Origin of the sequence: Albidovulum salinarum, from assembly GCF_025673475.1 — a bacterium.
Taxonomy (GTDB): domain Bacteria; phylum Pseudomonadota; class Alphaproteobacteria; order Rhodobacterales; family Rhodobacteraceae; genus Albidovulum; species Albidovulum salinarum.
Window position 1 is genome coordinate 157,018 of sequence record NZ_JAOVQO010000002.1, and the last position, 20,602, is coordinate 177,619.

Sequence of the window (20,602 nt, forward strand, 5' to 3'; positions counted from 1 at the left end):
TGGCCGCCGTTGCGAAGGCTGCGGCAATGGCGATACTGGAAGCCGGAGAAGAGGAGGCCAGGTTGGGCAAGAAGACGCACGAAACGGCACAGGCGATCCCCTTCGTCGGCGACATCACCCGGTACCTCGAGACCGAGGCGCCGGTCGAGGTCCGCGAGGCGATCCGCACCGGTGACAAGGACGACATCCTGTCGGGCACCTATCCCTACGACCGCGAGATGAAGGGCAAGGATTATGCCCGGCAGATGGAGGCGCTGCAGGTGGAGCTCGTGAAGATGCTCCACGACTTGCGCAACACCGGCAAGCGGCTCTGCGTCCTATTCGAGGGGCGCGACGCAGCCGGCAAGGGCGGCACGATCGAGCGGATGCGCGAGAACCTCAACCCGCGCTCGGCCTATATCGTCGCGCTGCCGAAGCCGACCGAGCGCGAGGCGAGCCAGTGGTATTTCCAGCGCTATGTAGACCGGTTGCCGGCGGCAGGCGAGATCGCGCTCTTCGACCGATCCTGGTACAACCGTGGCGTCGTGGAGCATGTCTTCAGCTTCTGCACGCCGGAGAGCCGCAAACTCTTCTTCCGGCAACTGCCGGAGTACGAGCAGATGCTGGTGGACGAGGGGATCGTGCTCGTGAAGCTCTGGCTCAATGTCGGCAGGGCCGAGCAGCTCCGGCGCTTCCTCAAGCGCGAAAAGGACCCGCTGAAGCAGTGGAAGCTTTCGTGGATCGACGTCGAGGGCCTGAAGAAGTGGGACGCCTATACCGCGGCGATCCGCGAGACGCTCGACCGCTCCCATACCAAACACGCGCCCTGGACCGTCATTCGCGCCGACGACAAGGCGCGGGCGCGGATCGCGGCGATTCAGACCGTGCTGAACCAGCTCGACTATGCCGGGCGCGACCGCAAGGCGATCGGCAAGGTCGATGCGAAGATCTGTGGCGGGCCCGGCATCCTCGATGGCTAAGCAGGGCTACCACCACGGCGACCTCCGGCGGGCGTTGGTCGAGGCGGCATTGACGCTGATCGAGAAGCAGGGGCCGCAGGGCTTCACGCTCTCGGACGCGGCGAAGTCGGCGGGCGTGACCCCGGCCGCGGTCTACCGCCACTTCGCGGGCCGCGACGACCTCATCGCCGAATGCGCCCGCCAGGGGTTCGAGATCTTCGCCGACCTGATGGATCACGCCTACAACCAGGGCCGGCCAACCGCGCTTTCCGCCTTCGAGGCGACAGGACGCGCCTATCTCGCCTTCGCGCGCAAGTTCCCCGGTCATTACATGGCGATGTTCGAAAGCGGCATCTCGCTCAACGCCAATCCCGACCTCGCGCGGGCGGCCGAGCGCGCGCGGCTGGTGTTTTCCCGTGCCGCCGAGGCCTTGTCGCAGCATATCCCGGCCGACAAGCGCCCGCCCGCCTCGATGTTCTCGGCCCATATCTGGGCGATGAGCCACGGCGTCGTCGAGCTCTACACCCGCGGCGCGCCGGGCGCCCGCGCGCCCTTCCCGCCCGAGGAGTTGCTCGAGACCGGGATCGGCATCTACCTGCGCGGCCTCGGACTGGTGCCGCCCGACGAATGAGGCCTGCGATGTTTTGGCGCTTGCGCGCGCCCCGCGCGCCCGACTAGGCAAGCGCATGGACGTCACCGCCCCCCTTCCCGACTATTCGCACCGCGCACGCCGCAACGTCGTCGTGCTGATCCTCGCGCAGGCAATCCTCGGCGCGCAGATGCCGATGATCTTCACCGTGGGCGGCCTGGCCGGACAGATGCTCGCGCCCAATCCCTGCTGGGCGACGCTGCCGATCTCGATGATCGTGCTCGGCTCGATGCTGACCGCGACGCCGATGTCGGCACTGATGGCCCGGTTCGGGCGCCGGGTGGGGTTCTGGCTCGGCACGGCGGGCGGCGCTTCGGGGGCGGCGGTGGGGGCGCTCGGGCTTTTCTGGGGCTCGTTCCCGGTCTTCGTCCTCGGCGCGCTCCTGACCGGGATCTACATGTCGGCCCAGGGCTTCTACCGCTTCGCCGCCGCCGATACCGGGCCGGACTCGTTCCGGCCCAAGGCGATCTCCTGGGTGATGGCGGGCGGGCTCGCCTCGGCGCTGATCGGCCCGCAACTCGTCAAGGTCACGGCGGACGCGATGCCGGTGGCGTTCCTCGGCACCTATCTCGCGGCGATCGCCGTGAATCTCGCGGGCGCCGGGCTGTTTCTCTTCCTCGACATCCCACCGGTTCCGCAGCGCCGGGACGGCACGATCTCCGGGCGCAGCCGAGCAGCGTTGCTGCGCGATCCGACGATCCGGGTGGCGATCATCTGCGCCACGGTGAGCTACGCGCTGATGAATCTGGTGATGACCTCGACACCGCTCGCGGTGGTCGGCTGCGGATATGACAAGGGTACGGCCGCCGACATCGTCACGGCCCATGTGCTGGCGATGTTCGTGCCCTCGTTCTTCACCGGCCACCTGATCGCACGGTTCGGCACGTCGCGCATCATCGGGCTCGGCCTCGCGATCCTCGCCGGAGCCGGGGCGGTGGCGATGTCGGGCGTGGCGCTCGAGCAGTTCTTCGCGGCGCTCATCCTGCTGGGTTTCGGCTGGAACTTCGGTTTCATCGGGGCGACGACGCTCCTCACCTCGGCCATCGCGCCCGAGGAACGCGGCCGGATCCAGGGGATCAATGACCTCTTCGTCTTCGGTGGCGTGACCCTCGCTTCGCTCTCCTCGGGCACGCTGTTGAATTGCAGCGGTTCCGGCACTGTCGCCGGCTGGCAGGCGGTCAATCTCGCGATGCTGCCGTTCCTTGTCCTGGCCGGGGCGTCGCTGATCTGGCTGGTGATGCGGCCGACGGGGAGTTGAGCGCCGGGGGCGCTGCCCCCGGACCCCCGGGATACTTTGGAAAAGAAGAAGGGGAAACGGTCAGTACCTGCCGGTAAGGGCACAGGCGAGGAGTGCCCAGTTGCGGGAAAATACCGACAGCGCGAGGGTACCGGCGGCGATGCGCTGCGGTTCGCGTTCCGCAAGCGCGAGGAGCCGCGCGGCGTATGCGCCCGGCCAGAGCGCGGGACGCGCGGCGCGGGGGATGCCGGTCTTGCGGGCGCGCGCGATGCGCACGCGCCCCTCTGAGGCGAGTGTGGCAAGGGTCGCGGGCCGACCGTCGACGAACGGGATGCGGCCCCTTGCCTCGAGTTCGGGTGCGGCTCGGAAGTAGGCCGCAAGCCCCGCCCCCCAGGCGAAGTCGCGGATCGCCGTTTCGGAGGCCGGTGTCGCGCCGAGAACGCGGGCGGCGGCCCACATCAGGTTGCCGGCGGTCGCGTCGAGATAGGTATCGAAGGCGGCGCGATCCTCGAAGGGCTCGCGCCAGCAGTCCCAGCGCCGCGCCTCGGCGAGGCTTTGCAGGAGGATTCCGATCCCGGGATCGGTGGCGAGGAGCGGCGCCAGCGCCTCGGTCACCGGGTGGCCGCGCCGGTCCGCGCCCTCAGCCAGTTCGCCGATCGTGTCGATCCACCACTGCAGCCGCATCTCGGCAACCATCGGCTCGGAGGCGGCCCAGGGTGCCCGGGCGATCTCAAGGTTCACGGCGTAGAGCGGCCAGAGCCGGTCCCGCACCGCCACCGGCGCGGCCATGGTCGCGGCGAAGCGGTCGGGGTCGCCCGCCTCTACCAACTGGGCACAGGCCATGAGGCTCACGCCGCGACCGCCCCGTCGCGCACGAGCTTCCAGGTGATGGCGTCGAGAAGCGCCTCGAAGCTCGCATCGACGATGTTGGGGCTGACGCCCACCGTCGACCAGCGGTGCCCGGCGCCATCCTCGCTGTCAATGATGACGCGGGTGACCGCCTCGGTCCCGCCTTGAGTGATCCGGACCTTGAAGTCGACGAGCTTCATGTCGTCGATATGCGCCTGATAGGGCCCGAGATCCTTGGCGAGCGCCTTCGAAAGCGCGTTCACCGGCCCGCGATCGGCACCGGTCTCGTCCATTGATTCCGAGACCGAGAGCATCTTCTCGCCGCCGATCTTCACGACGACGACCGCCTCCGAGAGCGTCACCATCCGGTCGCGCTTGTTCTTCCGCCGCTCCACGGTCACGCGGTAGCGCTTGACCTCGAAATAGTCCGGCAGGAGCCCGAGTTCGCGCCGGGCGAGGAGCTCGAAGGAGGCCTGCGCGCCGTCATAGGCATAGCCCTGGTCCTCGCGCGCCTTGATCACCTCGAGGATCCGGGCAAGGGCGGGATCCTTCGGCGCGACCTCGATCCCGGCGGCGGCGAGGCGCGCGCGCAGGTTCGACTGGCCGGCCTGGTTCGACATCGGGATCACGCGTTCGTTGCCGACGAGCGCGGGATCGATGTGCTCGTAGGTCGCCGGGTCCTTGAGAATCGCCGAGGCGTGGAGCCCCGCCTTGTGGGCGAAGGCCGAGGCGCCGACATAGGCGGCGCTGCGCAAGGGCACCCGGTTCAGGATGTCGTCGAGCATCCGGCTCGCGCGGGTGAGGCTCTTCAGCGCATCGCGCGTGACGCCGGTCTCGTAGCGGCTGGCGTAGGGCTCCTTCAGGAGCAGTGTCGGGATCAGCGCGGTGAGATTGGCATTGCCGCAGCGCTCGCCGAGACCGTTCAGCGTGCCCTGGATCTGCCGCGCCCCGGCATCGACCGCGGCAAGGCTGGCCGCGACCGCGTTCTCGGTGTCGTTATGGGTGTGGATGCCGAGCCGCTCGCCGGGGATGCCGGCGGCGATGCCCTCGGCGGTGATGCGGCCGACCTCGGCCGGCAGCGTGCCGCCATTGGTGTCGCAGAGCACGATCCAGCGGGCGCCGGCCTCAAGGGCGGCCTTCAGGCAATCGAGCGCGTAGCCGGGATTGGCCTTGAAGCCGTCGAAGAAATGCTCGGCGTCGAAGAGCGTTTCGCGGCCTTGCGCGACGCAATGCGCGATCGAGGCGCCGATGCTGTCGAGGTTTTCCTCCAGCGTCACCCCGAGCGCGGTCGTGACGTGGAAGTCATGGGTCTTGCCGACGAGGCAGACGGCGGGCGTGCCGGCGTTCAGAACCGCGGCGAGGACATCGTCATTCGCGGCCGACCGCCCTGCCCGCTTGGTCATGCCGAAGGCGGTGAAGGTGGCGCGGGTCGCGGGCCGGGTCTCGAAGAACTCGCTGTCGGTCGGGTTCGCGCCGGGCCAGCCGCCCTCGATATGGTCGATGCCCATCGCGTCGAGCGCCGCCGCGATCTGCACCTTCTCGGGCACCGAGAACTGCACGCCCTGGGTCTGCTGGCCATCGCGGAGCGTGGTGTCGTAGAGGTAGAGGCGTTCGCAGGTCATCTGAGCGCCTCTAGCTTTGCAGGGTCGAAGTCCGGCGCGAGCTCCCATTCGGCCCCCTGCGGCGTGTCCTTGACGATCACACCCGCCGCCGCAAACCCGTCGCGAAGCGCGTCGGCGCGCGCGAAATCCTTCGCCTTCCTGGCATTGGCACGCGCCGCGAGCAGTTCGTCGATCAGCGCAGCCGCATCGGCATTGGCCCCCCGAACCTCGGCCCAGCCCCCCATCGTCTCATCGAGGAGACCAAGCAGCGCCGCAGACGCCTTCAACCCCGCCGTGTCGCCAGCCCCGGCGAGCGCATGAAGCTCGGCAATCGCGCCCGCCGTGTTGAGGTCATCGGCGAGCGCGGCGATGACGGAGGGCGCGGGGCTCGGCGCGGGCTCGATGCCCGCGACGAGACCACGCCACTTCCTGAGCGTCGCCTCGGCCTGGCGCGCCTTCTCCTCGGTCCAGTCCATCGGCTTGGCGTAATGCGTGCCGAGATAGACGAAGCGGATCACCTCGCCGGGATGGCCCTGATCGAGAAGATCCCGCACCGTGAAGAAGTTGCCGAGCGATTTCGACATCTTCTTGCCCTCGACCTGCAGCATCTCGTTGTGCATCCAGACCTTCGCGAAACCGCCCTTCGGATGGGCGCACATCGACTGGGCGATCTCGTTCTCGTGGTGCGGGAACTGGAGGTCGATTCCGCCGCCGTGGATGTCGAAGGACTCGCCCAGAAGCTCCCGGCTCATCGCCGAGCACTCAATGTGCCAGCCGGGGCGGCCCCGGCCCCAGGGGCTGTCCCAGCCCGGCAGTTCGTCGCTCGACGGCTTCCAGAGCACGAAGTCCATCGGGTCTTCCTTGAACGGCGCAACCTCGACGCGGGCGCCCGCGATCATGTCGTCGACCGACCGGCCCGAGAGCTGGCCGTAGCCTTCATAGGACCGCACCCGGAAGAGCACATGGCCCTCCTTGGCATAGGCATGGCCCTTGCCGATCAGGTCCTCGATCATCGCGATCATCGCGCCGATCCACTCGGTCGCACGCGGCTCGCGGTCCGGCCTCAGCGCGCCGAGCGCGTCCATGTCGGCGTGGTACCAGCCGATGGTCTCGTCGGTGAGCGCGCGGATGATCGCCTCGAGCGGGCGCGTGTCGCCCGCCGCCTTCATCTCGGCCGCGCGCGCGTTGATCTTGTCGTCGACGTCGGTGAAGTTGCGGACATAGGTGACATGGTCGGCCCCGTAGACGTGGCGCAAAAGCCGGTAGAGCACGTCGAAGACGATCACTGGCCGGGCGTTGCCGATATGGGCGCGGTCATAGACCGTGGGCCCGCAGACATACATCCGCACTTTGGTCGGGTCGATGGGCTCGAAGACCTCTTTCCTGCGGGCCTTCGTATTGGTGAGACGGATCGTCGTCATGCCTTGTCCTCGCGCACGCATCCCGGCGGCGGGCTTAGCAGTCTATCGGTTCGATGAAAACAGAAGAACAGCCCGCCTGACGATGTCAGCCGGTAATGCAGATAATGCAGATGTTGCTGTTCGGTTTCATGGCCTTGTCATAACCGATCTTCTGTCGCAGGCCAAGCCTTCGTAGAGAGCAGTCCGGGGCCGGATGACCGGCCCCGGAGTGAATGCATGGGGTCAGCCGCCGAGGCGGTTGAAGCTGCCGCGCGGGTCGGGGCCGATGCCGAGCCAGCCGGCGAAGACGCGCCGCAGATGCGCCGAGATCTGGCTCTTCTGGGTTTCGCCGCGGGCCCGCGCCGCGGCCATTTCTTGGCCGGACAGCGCCGGCAGCGCCGCTTCCACGGCCTCGGGTCCGGCAAGGACCTCGCCGCTTGCCGCGTCGACGGCCTGGATCGTGAAGTCGATGTTGTGAACACCCGCGGTCGAAAGCTGGGTCTCGGCCTCGAAGGTCAGCGCGTGGAACCGGGAGACGGTGACTTCGAGCCGCACCGGACGCGAACCCTTGAGACCGGCGCCACCGGCGCGTGCCGCGTCGCCGACGATCTTCGCCACCTGGGCATGACGGTCACCGGCCGGATCCTCGCGCCAGACGATGTCGGCATTGGGAAACAGCGTCTTGGACTCGGAGACCTTGAGGCTGTCGGGAACCGACACTGCGACATCGGCGAGCCGCCAGGTCGCGGCGGTCGCCGCGGGGACGGGCTCGGAATAATTGGTCCGGAAGGTCGAGCCGCAGCCTGCAAGCGCGAACGCGCAAAGGGCGACGGCAACCGCCGGAAGATGCCGCATGAAACTCATGATGTACTCCTCAAATGGTCCGGGCGGACGAATCGCCCATCGGTTTGCGTCTTACTTGCCGCGATTTGTGGCAACATTGGGTGAATTGTCGGCCGAACGGTAGCAATCGCCAGAAATTGGCGCTGTCGATCCGGAAGCGATGAAACGAGGCAACACTTGCCGTTACGTCACGCTTCGAGCGCGGGACGATTGAGCGCTGTCCCGTCTTCGAGGCTTGATCGGCAGCCGGGGACTGCAATGATGCACCCGACGACGTTTCGCGTCGGGGAGATGCAGATGCCGCCATTCCGCGCCGCCCTGACGGGGCTCCTCTGGCTTTGCCTCGGGCTGCCGTCCGCTGCGGAGCCTTACCCGGCTTTCGACGACCCGTTCGTCACCGATCACGCCGGCATCATCGACGCCTCGACGATTGCGGACTTGCAACGCGATCTAGGCACGCTTCGGACCGAAACCGGGGTAGAGATGACCGTGCTGACGATCCGCTCTCGCGCGGATTACGATCCCGCACCCTCGCTCGAGGCATTCGCGACCGGGCTCTTCAACGCCTGGGGAGTCGGCGCTGCCGAACGCAACGACGGGATCCTCTTCCTCGTCGTGACGGCCGACCGCGAGATGCGGATCGAACTGGGTGCGGGATACCATCAGGGTTACGACGTCACGGCGCAGGACATCGTCAGCCGCTGGATGGTTCCTGCCTTCCGTGACGGGCGCTACGCGGAGGGTGTCGCCGCCGGCGTGCGCGAGACAATGAACCGGATCGCCCGCCGTCATGCGGAACGCATGCTCCCCGAGGCGTTGCCGGACACCGGGCGTGGCATGTTTGGCCGGAACGCAGGCTGGCTCGCCGTGGCCTTCGTCGCCGCCGTCGCGGCCGTCATTGGATTTCGCCACAGGATTGCCGGGGCGTATGCGGGACTGCGCCGCTGCCCGCGCTGCGGCGCGAGGGGATTGCGGCGCCACCGGTCGGTCCTTGCAGAACCGACGACCGATCGGCCCGGCGCCGGGCGGCTGATCACGCGATGCCGCAGTTGCGATTTCAGAGAAGAGCGTGCCTACCGTATCGCGCCAAGACGCAAGCGTCGCGCCAAAGGCGGTGGCGACGGATTCGGTGGCGGTCGCTCATCCGGCGGAGGGGCGAGCGGCCGCTGGTAGGAAGTGGCGGGGGGCTATCCGCCCCCCGCAGCCGTATCAGAAGCGGAAGCCGGCAGTGACCGACGCGGTGGTCACGTCGATATCCGAGCCGGTGGCGCCGAAGTTGTCGAACTGATGCGTCAGGATCTCGGCACCGACGGTCCACCGATCCGTGATCAGATAGTCCGCGCCGATACCGACGAACCAGCCGTCGTCAGAAAGGCCGGCGCCGCCGATCGTCGCATCGGCTTCGGTGTAGCCGCCGATACCGTAGATCAGGGTGCGGCCGAGGTCGGCGCCCGCGCGCGCGCCAAGGCGCCAGACCGAGTCGAGGCTGCCGGCATTGTTGGCGAGGTTGATGTCGCTCCAGTCGTAGTCGAGGCGACCACCGAGAACCCAGTTGCCGAAGTCGTAGTCATAGCCGCCACGAAGGCCGTACATGAGGCCGTCGCCATCTTCGCCGGTCGTCGACACGTCGCCATAGCCAAGATCGCCGCCGACGTAGAAGCCGGTCCAGTCCGTGCCGACAACGACCGGGGCAACCGGCGCGATCGGCGCTTCCACGACCGGCTCCGCCAGACCACCGGCGAGGGCCGGCATCGCAAGCCCACCGGCGATAACCGCGCCGACGAATGCGGCCTTGATTACATTGCTCATTTCTGTCTCCAATTTCTCTCTAATCACGTCCGTGACGCCGGACACCCGAAGGCCGACCATATCGTGTCGCCCTGCGGAGCCTGTCGCCGGTCTCCTAAAGATAGACCGCGAGCGCTTCACGCCAAGAGCCGGACCCTGCCGGTAGTATCCGCGTTGCAGAATTCTCACAGAAATCGGCGGAAATTGGCCGAACACCCAAGTTTTCAAACATTTTCAGACCCGCTGGACAGCCGCGCGCGCACCATCTATTTTATGAACATACGTTCAGTTAATTGGAGGATCCGTATGCAACTCGACCAATGCTGCGCGCTGGTGACCGGCGGGGCCTCGGGGCTCGGCGCCGCCACCGCCGAGGCGTTCCGCGCGCGGGGCGCGCGCGTGACTGTTCTTGATCGCGAAACCTCGGGAGCCGAGTTTGCCACCCGGATCGGCGCGCATTTCGTTCAGACAGACGTCACGGACGAGGCATCGGCTACCGCCGGCATCGAGGCGGCAATGGCGGCGATGGGCAGGATCGACGTGCTCGTGAACTGCGCGGGCATCGTCATTGGCGAAAAGACGCTCGGCCGTGCGGGGGCGCACGCCCTTTCAAGCTTCCGCCGCACGATCGACATCAACCTCGTCGGCACGTTCAACATGATCCGGCTGGCGGCGGCGAAGATGGCCGCGAACGAACGCCCGGAGCGCGGGGTGATCGTCAACACCGCGTCGATCGCGGCATTCGACGGTCAGAAGGGTCAGGCCGCCTACGCGGCTTCGAAGGCGGGTATTGCCGGCATGACCCTCCCGATCGCACGGGATCTCGCTGCCTCCGGAATTCGCGTCTGCGCCATTGCGCCGGGCATCTTCGCCACCCCGATGATGCGGGGCCTGCCTGAAGATGTTCAGGCGGGCCTCGCGGCAGAGGTGACCTTCCCCAAGCGCCTTGGCGAGCCGGCGGAATTTGCCGCCCTGGCAAGCTTCATCGTCGAATGCGGCTACATGAACGGCGAGGTGATACGGCTCGATGGCGCACTCAGAATGCGCTGATGCCGGGCTGCACCCGGGCGCCGCAGACTTGTCCGGAAATCAAGGGTCCACGCATGTGGTGGGCATTGATGATGGGTTGGATAGCCCCTCCAGACGGCGCCTGTGCCAGTTTGATCCAGACGGGATCAGGAGGAATTGGCTATGACGGAGGTCTCGATCATCAGCGTTGACCTGGCGGAGCAGGTCGTTCAATTGCACGGAGCGACGGCGGAAGGCGAGGTCGCGTCCTTCGTCAGAGTTTTCCGGAGAATCCTGTCGATCGCGTAGCGGAGGCTCTGGCTCGTTAGTGGTTTCAGTTTAGGCGGAGGCCGTCTGATGCTGCAAGCGCCGCTGGCGGATGGTCTCCCGCTTGATCTCCTCTCTCAGTTTCAGGATCTGGGCGCCGCGTCAGAGATAGACGACGGCGGGTGTCAGGTTGGCCAAGCTCTCGTGGTGGCGATGGTTGTTGTAGTGATCGACGAAGGCACCGATCTGTCGCTCGAGGTCGCCGGCAGGTAGTAGTTTTCCAGCAGAGCACGGTTCTTCATCGTCTGAAGCCAGCGTTCGATCCTGCCCTGGTTCGCGGGTGATGCGGTGCGCCACGGACATGATCCATGCCCTTACCCTCAAGATAATCGGCCGGATCGGCCGCGACATAGGATGAGCCAATATCGCTGAGCAGCCTCGGCTTCTGAACGACGGTCGCGGCATTGCAGCCCGAAACGTCCAACGCCAGCTCCAGCGTGTCGGTGACATCCTGGGCCTTCATCGTCGTACAGAGCCGCCAGGCGACGACGAGGCGGCTGCAATCATCGAGGATGGTGCTGAGATAGAACCAGCGCCAGCCGATCACCTTCAGGTACGTGAAGTCTGTCTGCCAGAGTTCACTCGGTCGGCTGGTTTTGTCGCGGAACTCAACGGCGGCCCTGATCACCACATGGGCCGGGGCCGTGATCAGATCCTCGGCGCCGAGAGTGCGGTTGTGGGACTGCTCATGTGGTCCAGCTACCGCGCTGGTACCACGAGATGAATCCCTCAGGGAATATGTGCGACAGAGCCATCGGGGCCGTGTAGCGCGATCGGCTTGGTCTCCAATTGATTTCGTCGGCTGTTCGGCGGCGTTCGATTCTGGCGCGCTCCCATCTAGCACAATCGGTCAGCGGAGTACGGCCGGTTCCCGCTGTATGCGGTTATGCCGGAACCACCGGCCCTGGACCACCGAAGGACCAGAGGAATCGGCGTCACCCCGCACCACGTTGAGCCGCCATCCAGTCCCCGGACGGTTTCCAGCGTGACGTCAGCTGCTCGCCGCTCCTGCTGATCGGGTCGGGCTCCTTCTCCCTCCTTCCGGCAGCCCACGGCCGGAAGCGTGCCGCCACGGGCGGAACGCAAGGTTCAGCGCAGGCACGCGTCGTCGGACGGAGGGCCGGAGTCGAAAAGACCTGGTGCGCGGCACCCGGGCGCAGTCGAGTCCAGAAGCGTCTTGTCCGTCGCCTTCGCCACGATCAGCCGGATTCCCCGCGTCCCGTCCAGGCCAGGAGGAATACGCGGCTGCACGGGGGCATAGTAGGACAGCGGCTCGCGCCCGATCCAGCCGCCGTCCCCGGTCTGGTGATAAAGGAGCCCGCCGATCAGGGGAGAGCCCGTGGCACGATCCTGCGCCGTTCTTGCGGGCGGTTTCGCTCCGGGCGGAACACGCCGGACAAGCCCGCTGCGCGGCGTGGCGATCGGCTCGACAAGACCAAGGTCGATGAGCTGCAGGAGCCCGGCCTCGAGCGGAAGCAGCGGCCGGTCAGCGGCCCGCACCCGGCCGGGAGCCGCAACGTCTCCGGGGTCAAGATCGTGAAACCCGCCCGGGCTGAAGAGGAACAGCGCCTCACGCGTGAAGCGGGCGTCGCCCGTCGCCTCCGGCGTGTCATCGCCGGCCAGGCGGATCGTCGGATCGTTGCGCCCCGTGGCCAGATCGAACCGCCCGATCGTGTCTATCTCGAACACCGCCACATCGTCACGGCGAAGCGCGCGGACAAAACTCGCCGTAAGCGCCTCGGACCCGGTCTGCCCCGGCTCCACCGTCCGGATGCCAAGAAACCCGACATGGCATCGGGTTTCCACGGCCAGCGCCTGCTTCGGATGGCCGGTCATCCCGGTGGTGGCCGCGATCGAGATCAGCCCGGCGACCCGGTCGGTGGCACCGTCGAGCCTGAGAAGCATCCGCTGGCCGAACGACGCGATGATCCAGAGCGGCCGATCGCCGGCCGGGACGACCACTTCCCCCATGAAAACCGGCTGGTCGAACGGGCCGCCATAGGTGAGGTCGACAAAGCCGCTCCCGGTCTTGCCGTGGATCACGACGACGTCGTCTGCCGGCGGGATCTGCGGCAGGACGCAGCGGTTCGCGTCCGATCCTGTTCTCCGGTTGATGAGCGCTTCGGATCTCCGGGCGACGGTTTCGCGTTCGCGGAGTTCCTCGCCCGAGATCACGCCGTTGCCGTCGGCATCGAGCCAGGCGATCCAGCGATCGAATTCCGTCTGCATTTCGCGTTCGGTGATCCTGCCGTCAGCATTCGCGTCGAACGCATCGGGCGGCGGCGAGAAGTTCGAGCGCTCGGGTCGCGGTTCGGCGGCGATCTGGATATCCGCATCCGCGATCGTGAGCCGTCCGTCATGGTCGAAATCATTTTCGATGAGCCGCTTGAGGGCGTAGGCCTCGGCGAGCATCTCCACCTGGGCAGCGGACTGGACAGGCGCGGCGGGCCGTCCGGCGCCGATGCCATCGCGCATCCCCGCGAGCCGCCCGGCGATCCGAAGCTCGTCCAGTGTGACCGCGCCGTCGCCATCTATGTCGTCGCCGAGCATGGCCGCGCCGAGACGGGCGCGGCGCTCGGCCCTTTCGCGCGCTGCGAAGATCGCTGTGTCATCCGCCGTGATGCCCGGCTCGCCATCGACATCGGCGATGTAGAAGGCCTCGAACACGCGCGCGCGCAGGATGGCGGCGGTGTCGGACTCGCGGATCATTGACAGGAGGTAACGGACAAGTTCCACCTGCCGCCGGTCAAGCTCTGGCGCTTCCGGTGCCACGATCAACGGTGCGGTGTCGTCACCGCTCTTGATCTGCGAAAGCGCGGGCGACCCGGCACTGGCGGTAATCAGGATCAGAGCCATGCGCAGGCGTCGGGAAATCACATCAGCCCCCAATACACTTTTAAAGATACTGAATGATCATTCACTTCAACGTTGGCGTGTCAAGCAAATAGCCGCCCCGTCAGCAGGCGGGGCGGCTCTGCGTCCAGCGCCTCAGTTGTTGGGCAGGAGGTCCGGCACGATCGTGACGATCCCCGGGAACGCCCAGAGGATGGCGAGTCCGACGACCTGGATCAGCACGAAGGGCACGATGCCGCGATAGATCATGCCGGTCGTGACACTCGCCGGCGCCACCCCGCGCAGGTAGAACAGCGCGAAGCCGAAGGGCGGGGTCAGGAACGAGGTCTGCAGGTTCACCGTGATCATGATCGTGACCCAACTCGGATCGTAGGTGCCGCCGTAGATCACCGGACCGACGATCGGCACGACGATGTAGATGATCTCGAGAAAGTCGAGCACGAAGCCAAGGACGAAGAGCACGAGCATCACGATCAGGAACGCGGTCCATTCCTGTTCGAACGAGCGCAGGAACGACTGGATGTAGTGCTCGCCGCCGAAGGAGATCAGCACGAGGTTTAGGATCTGCGAGCCGATCAGGATCGTGAAGACCATCGAGGTCACCTTCGCCGTCTCGCGCACCACCGGGCCCAAGACCGAGGTGCGCAGCAGCACCCAGCAAGCGTAGAGGATGCCGAAGAGCGCAAAGAAGTAGGTCGAGCGCGCGGCGTAGAAGGCGATGAGATCGGCCGTCGGCACCACCGCGCGGTTGATCCGCAGGTCGAAGTTGATGCCGATCAGGATCATGATGATGACCGAGAAGGCAGCACCAAGGATGATCGCGCCGCTCTTTTGCTGGTCATGGAGCTTGCGGTAGGCCGCGAGGAGAAGCGCCCCGCCCGCGCCAAGCGCCGCCGCGGGCGTCGGATTAGTGATGCCGCCGAGGATCGAGCCCAGAACCGCGACGATCAGAACGAGCGGCGGGAAGACCACGCGGATGAGATCGTTGTGCGCCATGCTCCGCGCCGCCGCCGCGCATCCATAGAGCGTGATTGCGAACGGAATCGCGAGGATCAGGAAGGTCGGCCTCGGTCCCATCGTCACCGGAATGAGCATGATGTCGGCAAGAAGGCCGAGCACGATCCCTCCCGCCCCGACGAGGAGCGGCCTCGGATCGGCCGTGGGCGAGACGCCGCGGGCAATGGCCAGGATCAGACCGAGCAGCACGAAGAGCGCCGCCACCCCGGTGCCGATCGGCGCGGCACCGTCGATCTTGGCGGCGAGGGCGGTCTGCAGTTCCTCGGCAGAGCGGCGGTGGCTCTGCGACACGCCGCCGGCGGCGTCGATCTCGGTCTGCTGAGCCACGGCGGCGTCCCACTTCTCCTGGCCGTGAAGCTCGATCATGCCCGCCTTGCACTGTTCGGAGACATTGGTGCGCAGCGACGCCGCCTGGCCGACGTCGGTGAAGCTGTCCACCGTGAGGCTCTGGTTTCCCACAAGCCCGACCTGCCCGGCAAGGAGCACGCCGCCGATCAGCGCCGCGGGCGCCAGAACGAACCAGCGCAGCGCATCGGAGCGGGTGACGATCTCGCCCCCCACAGGCTCCAGCGACACCGGCGGCGCCTTTTCGGGATTGAGAAGCGCATAGCCGAAGGCATAGAGCCCGTAGAGCACGGCGAGCAGTATCCCGGGCAGAAGTGCCGCCTGAAAGAGCGTGCCAACCGACAGCACCGCCGCCTCGCCGAGATAGGTCAGAGCGTCCGAACAGCCCTCAGCGCGGGCGCGAAGTTCCTGCCCCGCGGCGTAGAGATCGCCGGCGAGCGTGCCGAGAAGCACAATCACGATCGAGGGCGGGATGATCTGGCCGAGCGTCCCCGAGGCGGCGATTACGCCGGTCGCCAGTTCCGGCGAATACTTGTTGCGCAGCATCGTCGGCAGCGACAGGAGGCCCATCGTGACCACGGTCGCGCCGACGATCCCGGTCGAGGCGGCGAGGAAGGCGCCGACGACGACCACCGAGACCGCCAGACCGCCCGGCAGGGGCCCGAAGACCCGAGCCATCGTGGTCAGGAGCTCGTTGGCGATCTTCGAGCGTTCGAGCGTGATCCCCATCATCACGAACATGAGGACGGCGAGCAGCGTCTCGATCGACTGGCCTGCGAAGACACGCTCGTTCATGCGGTTGACGATGAAGGCGACGTTGCGATCCATCGCCAGTTCCCAGCCGCCGACGAACAGGGGCTCGGTCGCCCGTGGCAGGTCGGGATGGGAAAACTTGGATATCTCGATCTCGGGCACGCCCTGCGCCAGAAGCGCGCGGTAGCCGTCCGATCCGCGGTCGACGAATTCGTGAACGAGAAGCCCCGAACTGTCGAGCGCCGCGAGGATGCCGAAGGCGATGATCCCCGCCCCGCCGAGCGCGAAGGCCACCGGGAAGCCCGAGAGGATCCCCGCGAAGAGGCACAGGAACACGATGATCAGGCCGATCTCGACCCCGTCAAATCCGAGAAACATGGCTGGTCCCCTGCCCCTTAATGCGTGCCTTCATAGGCTTCTTCGCCCTGCCCGAGCGTATCCTTGTCGAGATGCTTGCCCTCCGCCGCAGGTCCCTCGATGAACTCCAGCAGATTGCGCCAGAAGAAGGCCAGCGCGTGCAGGAAAGTCAGCGCCACGAAGCTCAGGATCAGGAGCTTGAAGAGGAAATAGGCGTCGAAACCGTTGGGGCTGAACCCGATCGTCTCGATGTTCCAGCGCACTGCGCGCGCCTTCAGGAGGAGCTTGTCGAGGCTGTCCGAAGCCGAGGTGTTCGGCACGACCATGACCCGCCAGAAGAAGAACCAGGCGAAGAGCCAGGTGAGCGTCGCGACCGGGATCATGAAGAACAAGGAGCCGAACATGTCGATCGCCTTCTTGGTGCGGTACGAGACGCCGGCATAGATCAGGTCGACCCGGACATGGCCGCCCTGAACGAATGTGTAGGTGACGCAGAGCGCCACGATCATCGCGTTGTAGAGCTTCAGCTCCTCCGACCACCAGGACAGGTCCTTCTCGAAACCGATGCCGAAGGCGCCGAGCTCGATCGTGGCGACGCGGAAGATGCGCTGCAGAAAGACGATGACGATCTGCTGGATCACCATGATCAGCCCGGCCCAGGCCACGAGCCGGCCGAGGCCGTTGGCGAACCATTCGAGCCCGCGGACATAGGCCCACATCACCGGCCGCCGCCAGAGCCCGACCGCGGTCAGGATCAGGAAAAGCGTGAGAAGGACGAAGAACAGCTCCTTGGACGCGCCGTAATAGATGAAGCGCATCAACGATTCCTTCACCTCCGGCGTCGGCATCGTCTGGTTGATGTAGGGCAGCCAGGCCAGCCATTCCTGCGGATGGCTGACCGCGTAGGCGACATCCCGGAATGCGCCCAGGATACTGGCGAAGACCCATATGATGGCGTCGACCATCCTCTCCCCCCTCGATGGCGCCCCAGGGCGCGTTCCCGCGCCTTCTCGGAGCAAATCCCCCGGCCAAACGGCCGGGAGACGTTTTCAGGTGGTGAACCGGGCCGGCGTCAGCCGAGCACCCGGTCGCGCTGCGCGGTATAGGCGCCGTCCGACAGCTTGTCCCAGGCCGAGGAGGCCCGCATCGAGGCCATGTAGCTGTCGTAGATCTTCTTGTAGAGCTCGTCGCTCATCCGGGTCGGATCGGTCAGAACCTCGTTCGCGGCCTTGCCGAAGGCGTCCCAGACCGAGTCCGGGAACGTGAGCGTCTTAACACCGGCCGCCTGAAGACGCGCGAGCGCGGCCGAGTTGTTGGCGAGGAACTGCGCAAGGTTCCACTGGTGGGCCTCGCCGCAGGCGATCTCGTAGATCTTCTGTTGGCCCGGCGTGAGGCTGTCGAAGACCTCGCGGTTCATCGCCAGCGAAAGCCCCGCCGTCGGCTCGTGGAAGCCCGCGGTGTAGTAGAACTTGGTGATCTCCTGGAAGCCCGCCTTCTCGTCGGCCCAGGGCCCGATCCACTCGGTGCCGTCGAGTGCGCCCGAGGCGAGCGCCTGGTAGATCTCGCCGCCCGGCAGGTTCTGGACGCTCGCGCCGAGCTTGCCGAGCGCCTCGCCGCCGAGGCCCGGCATGCGGAACTTGAGCCCGTTGAAGTCCTCCGGCCCCTTGATCTCCTGGCGGAACCAGCCGCCGCACTGGGCTCCGGTGTTGCCGGCGAGGAACGACTTCAGGCCGAAGATCTGGCCGAGTTCGTCGTGCAGTTCCTGGCCGCCGCCGTGGTAGTACCAGTTCGCGAGTTCCTGCGAGACCATCCCCATCGGCACGCCGGTGAAATAGGCGTAACCCGGATGCTGGCCGACGAAGTAGTAGTCGGCGCCGTGATACATGTCGGCCTGGCCCGAGGTCACCGCGTCGAAGACCTCGAAGGCCCCCACGAGCTCGCCCGCGGCCTTGAGGTCGACGGTGAGCTGGCCATCGGTCATCCCGGTGATGATGTCGGCGCAGCGCTGGGCCGCGTCGTGCACACCCGCGAAGCCGCGCGGCCAGGTCGTGACCAGCGTCAGCGTGCGGTTGCCCTGCGCGTAAAGCGGCGCGGCAAGGGTGGTTGCGGCAGCGGCGGCAGTGCCTCCGACAGCGGCCTTGGTCAGGAACGAACGACGATCCATGCGGGGTCAATCCTCTCTGTCTGGCGTCCGCTCTGGAACCGGGCGGATCATTGCAACTGAGGGGAGACTAGAGCGCTCTTTTCGTCATGGGAATACCGATTACTGCGTAGAAACAGACACTTTGTGACAGAAAATTTCAACGGTCCGGCGGCGGCCTTTGGCACGGTGAATTGACGCCCCGGCCCCGCGCGGCCCATCCTGCCGGCAGATTCGGACGCGACACCGAAGGGGCGAGGACAGATGCGCGGCGGATGGACCGCGATACGGCGGGCGTTGAGCCTCAACTACGGCCAGAAGGTCTACCTTCTGGCCACCCTGCCCCTTGTCGTCGCGGCCACCGCCATCGCGATCCTCGTCGCCAACCAGTCCCGCGCGCTCGCCGAACGCGAGATCGAGGTGCTGGAGGACCAGCTCATCGCCGCCAAGAAGGAAGAGCTCAGAAACTACATCAGCCTCGCCCGCACCGCCTTCGGCTTCATCTACGGCAACGCCCTGCCCGATGACGAGGCCGCCAAGACCGAGGTCGCGCAGATCCTCGCGGCGATGCTTTACGGCCAGGACGGCTATTTCTTCGTCTACGACTACGAGGGCACCAACCTCGTCGCGCCGCGCCAGACCTGGCTGATCAACCGCAATTGGGCGGGGCTCGGTGATCCCGAGGGACAGCCGGTCGTCGACGAGCTGATCCGCATCGCCCGCCAGGGCGGAGGCTATCACGCCTATGTCTGGCCCAAGCCCTCGACCGGCGAGGAAACGCAGATGGTCTCCTATGTCGTTGGCCTGCAGGACTGGCGCTGGGCGATCGGCACCGGGGTTTTTCTCGACGACGTCCTGGAATCGGTCGCCACCGCCCGGGCCGAGACCGAGGCGCGGATCGCCCGCACCTTCGGCTGGATCGCCGCGATCGCGCTCGGCGCGGTGCTCTTCGTTTTTGCCTCCGGCACCGCGATCACGGTGCGCGAACGGCGGCTGGCCGACGCCAAGCTCAAGCAGCTCACCCAGCGCATCGTCGACACCCAGGAGGAGGAACGCGGCCGGGTCGCGCGCGAGCTGCACGATTCGATCTCCCAGCTCCTCGTGGGCGTGCGCTACGCGCTGGAGCTCGCGCGGCGACGCCTCAGCCTCGGCGACGCCCGCGCGGCCGAAAGCCTCTCGACCGGGATCGAACACCTCAGCGGCGCGATCGCCGAGGTTCGCCGGATCAGCCGCGACCTGCGCCCCGGCGTCCTCGACGATCTCGGCCTCGGCCCGGCGCTGCAGGTGCTCATGGAGGAGTTCGGCAAGCGCACCGGGATCGCGACCGAGTTCGAGACCGTGGTGTTCCGCAACCGCCTCGACCAGGACGCGAAGATCGCGCTCTACCGGATCGCCCAGGAGGCGCTGACCAATGTCGAGAAACATGCCGGCGCGACGAAGGTGAAGCTCGTCGTGCGCGGCCACAAGCGGGGCGCGATGATGCGGATCGAGGACGACGGGCGCGGCATGGCCCCGATGCGCGCGGACGATGGCGGCGGGCTCGGCCTGCGCAACATGGCCGAGCGGATGGAGCAGCTCGACGGCACGCTGCGCATCTTGTCCTCGCGCGACGGCACCGTGATCGAGGCCCAGGTGCCGCTCTCCCACATGCTGCCGCCCGCCGGACAGGCGGCCAAACGGAAGGACAGTGCATGACCGAACCGACCCGCGTTCTCATCGTCGACGATCACCCGATGGTGGCCGAGGGCATCCGCGCGATCCTCGAGACCTACGAGGATATCGCGGTCGTCGGCACCCTCGGCAACGGCCAGGAGGCGATCGACCGCGCCGCGGAGCTCGCGCCGGACGTGATCCTTCTCGACCTCAACATGCCGCAGGTGAACGGGCTCTCGGCGACCGAGATCCTTCTGGAGCGCGATCCGGACACGCGGATCCTGATCCTCTCGATGCACGACAGCCCCGAGTACATCTCCACCGCGCTCCGGCACGGCGCGATGGGCTATCTCCTGAAGGACGTGCCGGTCGAGGAGATCAAGACCTCGATCGACCGGCTGATGGGGGGGACACGTTACCTCTGCACCGGCGCCACGGCGAGCCTCACGCCCGGCACCGCCGACGGGCGCGAACCGCTCACCCACCGCGAGCAGACGATCCTTCTGGAACTCGCGCAGGGCAAGTCGAACCGCGATGTCGCGGCCGAGCTCGAGATCTCGGTCCGCACGGTCGAGACCCATCGCAAGAACATCAAGCGCAAGCTCGGCATATCGACGACGGCGGGCCTCACCCGCTACGCGATGGAGCACGGCGTGCTGCAGGGCACCGGCAAGGGGTTCTGACCGGCCCCGCCTCGGGGGGCATCGAGCCCCCCTCGGGCGGGGGCCGCGTTCCGCGGCCGGGGCGCTGGCGGAGATGGTCCGACCCTGTGGAAACCCGCTGCCTCACCTTTTTCCAAGTATCCTCGGGGGTGAATTGGCCGCAAGGCCAAGAGGGGGCGGAA

At 66.8% G+C, this 20,602-nt stretch carries 17 protein-coding genes and 1 pseudogene; 8 read left to right on the forward strand and 10 right to left on the reverse strand.

The features are described from left to right. The first annotated feature begins 26 nt into the window (after positions 1-26). From ppk2 to OEZ60_RS02800, 3 genes are read left to right on the forward strand one after another with little or no spacing between them, the layout of a single operon-like run. A complete protein-coding gene (gene ppk2, locus OEZ60_RS02790) occupies positions 27-959 on the forward strand; it encodes a polyphosphate kinase 2 (RefSeq protein ID WP_263332999.1) in 933 nt (310 codons plus the stop codon). Further along, the gene (locus OEZ60_RS02795) at positions 952-1,569 is read left to right on the forward strand and encodes a TetR/AcrR family transcriptional regulator (protein WP_263333001.1); all 618 of its coding nucleotides are present in this window, start codon (positions 952-954) and stop codon (positions 1,567-1,569) included. Before ppk2 ends, OEZ60_RS02795 begins: the two co-directional genes overlap by 8 nt. Before the next feature lie 55 nt (positions 1,570-1,624). Then, positions 1,625-2,845 (forward strand): MFS transporter, encoded by a 1,221-nt coding sequence (locus OEZ60_RS02800; protein ID WP_263333003.1) that lies wholly within the window; start codon positions 1,625-1,627, stop codon positions 2,843-2,845. Positions 2,846-2,905: 60 nt separating this feature from the next. On the opposite strand, the gene OEZ60_RS02805 is transcribed toward OEZ60_RS02800, so the two are convergent. From OEZ60_RS02805 to OEZ60_RS02820, 4 genes are all read right to left on the reverse strand, one after another. Then, positions 2,906-3,676: a squalene/phytoene synthase family protein gene (locus OEZ60_RS02805; protein ID WP_263333005.1), complete on the reverse strand. Its 771-nt coding sequence runs from the start codon at positions 3,674-3,676 to the stop codon at positions 2,906-2,908. Further along, on the reverse strand, positions 3,673-5,295 hold the full coding sequence (gene cimA / locus OEZ60_RS02810) for a citramalate synthase (RefSeq protein WP_263333007.1): 1,623 nt from the start codon (positions 5,293-5,295) through the stop codon (positions 3,673-3,675). Before cimA ends, OEZ60_RS02805 begins: the two co-directional genes overlap by 4 nt. Further along, a complete protein-coding gene (cysS, locus tag OEZ60_RS02815) occupies positions 5,292-6,695 on the reverse strand; it encodes a cysteine--tRNA ligase (RefSeq protein ID WP_263333009.1) in 1,404 nt (467 codons plus the stop codon). The genes cimA and cysS overlap by 4 nt, the downstream gene beginning before the upstream one ends. Positions 6,696-6,917: 222 nt before the next feature. Further along, positions 6,918-7,538: a DUF6778 family protein gene (locus OEZ60_RS02820; protein WP_263333011.1), complete on the reverse strand. Its 621-nt coding sequence runs from the start codon at positions 7,536-7,538 to the stop codon at positions 6,918-6,920. 276 nt (positions 7,539-7,814) lie between these two features. Here OEZ60_RS02820 and OEZ60_RS02825 point away from each other — a divergent pair, with 276 nt between their 5' ends. Next, entirely contained in the window at positions 7,815-8,690 is an 876-nt protein-coding gene (locus tag OEZ60_RS02825) for a TPM domain-containing protein (RefSeq protein ID WP_263333013.1), read from the forward strand. A gap of 36 nt (positions 8,691-8,726) precedes the next feature. On the opposite strand, the gene OEZ60_RS02830 is transcribed toward OEZ60_RS02825, so the two are convergent. Further along, positions 8,727-9,326: an outer membrane protein gene (locus OEZ60_RS02830; protein ID WP_263333015.1), complete on the reverse strand. Its 600-nt coding sequence runs from the start codon at positions 9,324-9,326 to the stop codon at positions 8,727-8,729. Positions 9,327-9,611: 285 nt separating this feature from the next. On the opposite strand from OEZ60_RS02830, the gene OEZ60_RS02835 reads away from it, so the two are divergent. Together OEZ60_RS02835 and OEZ60_RS02840 are read left to right on the forward strand one after the other, a co-directional pair. Further along, positions 9,612-10,355, forward strand: a complete 744-nt coding sequence (locus OEZ60_RS02835; RefSeq protein ID WP_263333252.1) for an SDR family NAD(P)-dependent oxidoreductase — start codon at positions 9,612-9,614, stop codon at positions 10,353-10,355. Positions 10,356-10,496: 141 nt separating this feature from the next. Further along, positions 10,497-10,622 (forward strand): hypothetical protein, encoded by a 126-nt coding sequence (locus tag OEZ60_RS02840; protein ID WP_263333017.1) that lies wholly within the window; start codon positions 10,497-10,499, stop codon positions 10,620-10,622. A gap of 30 nt (positions 10,623-10,652) precedes the next feature. Here OEZ60_RS02840 and OEZ60_RS02845 read toward each other — a convergent pair. The 5 genes and pseudogenes from OEZ60_RS02845 to OEZ60_RS02865 form a co-directional block, all read right to left on the reverse strand. After that, positions 10,653-11,313, reverse strand: a pseudogene (locus tag OEZ60_RS02845) (transposase); the annotation flags it as partial. A gap of 416 nt (positions 11,314-11,729) precedes the next feature. Beyond that, a complete protein-coding gene (locus OEZ60_RS02850; protein ID WP_263333019.1) occupies positions 11,730-13,496 on the reverse strand; it encodes an EF-hand domain-containing protein in 1,767 nt (588 codons plus the stop codon). 132 nt (positions 13,497-13,628) lie between these two features. Beyond that, positions 13,629-15,986 (reverse strand): TRAP transporter large permease, encoded by a 2,358-nt coding sequence (locus tag OEZ60_RS02855; RefSeq protein ID WP_263333021.1) that lies wholly within the window; start codon positions 15,984-15,986, stop codon positions 13,629-13,631. A 17-nt stretch (positions 15,987-16,003) separates the two neighbouring features. Next, positions 16,004-16,930, reverse strand: coding sequence for a TRAP transporter small permease subunit (locus OEZ60_RS02860; RefSeq protein ID WP_263333023.1), 927 nt, complete (start codon positions 16,928-16,930; stop codon positions 16,004-16,006). 107 nt (positions 16,931-17,037) lie between these two features. Continuing rightward, on the reverse strand, positions 17,038-18,129 hold the full coding sequence (locus OEZ60_RS02865; protein ID WP_263333025.1) for a TRAP transporter substrate-binding protein: 1,092 nt from the start codon (positions 18,127-18,129) through the stop codon (positions 17,038-17,040). Between the two features lie 240 nt (positions 18,130-18,369). Here OEZ60_RS02865 and OEZ60_RS02870 point away from each other — a divergent pair, with 240 nt between their 5' ends. After that, positions 18,370-19,800, forward strand: coding sequence for a cache domain-containing protein (locus OEZ60_RS02870; protein ID WP_263333027.1), 1,431 nt, complete (start codon positions 18,370-18,372; stop codon positions 19,798-19,800). Next, complete coding sequence (locus OEZ60_RS02875) at positions 19,797-20,441, forward strand: response regulator transcription factor (protein ID WP_263333029.1); 645 nt, start codon at positions 19,797-19,799, stop codon at positions 20,439-20,441. The genes OEZ60_RS02870 and OEZ60_RS02875 overlap by 4 nt, the downstream gene beginning before the upstream one ends. The last annotated feature ends 161 nt before the right edge of the window (positions 20,442-20,602 follow it).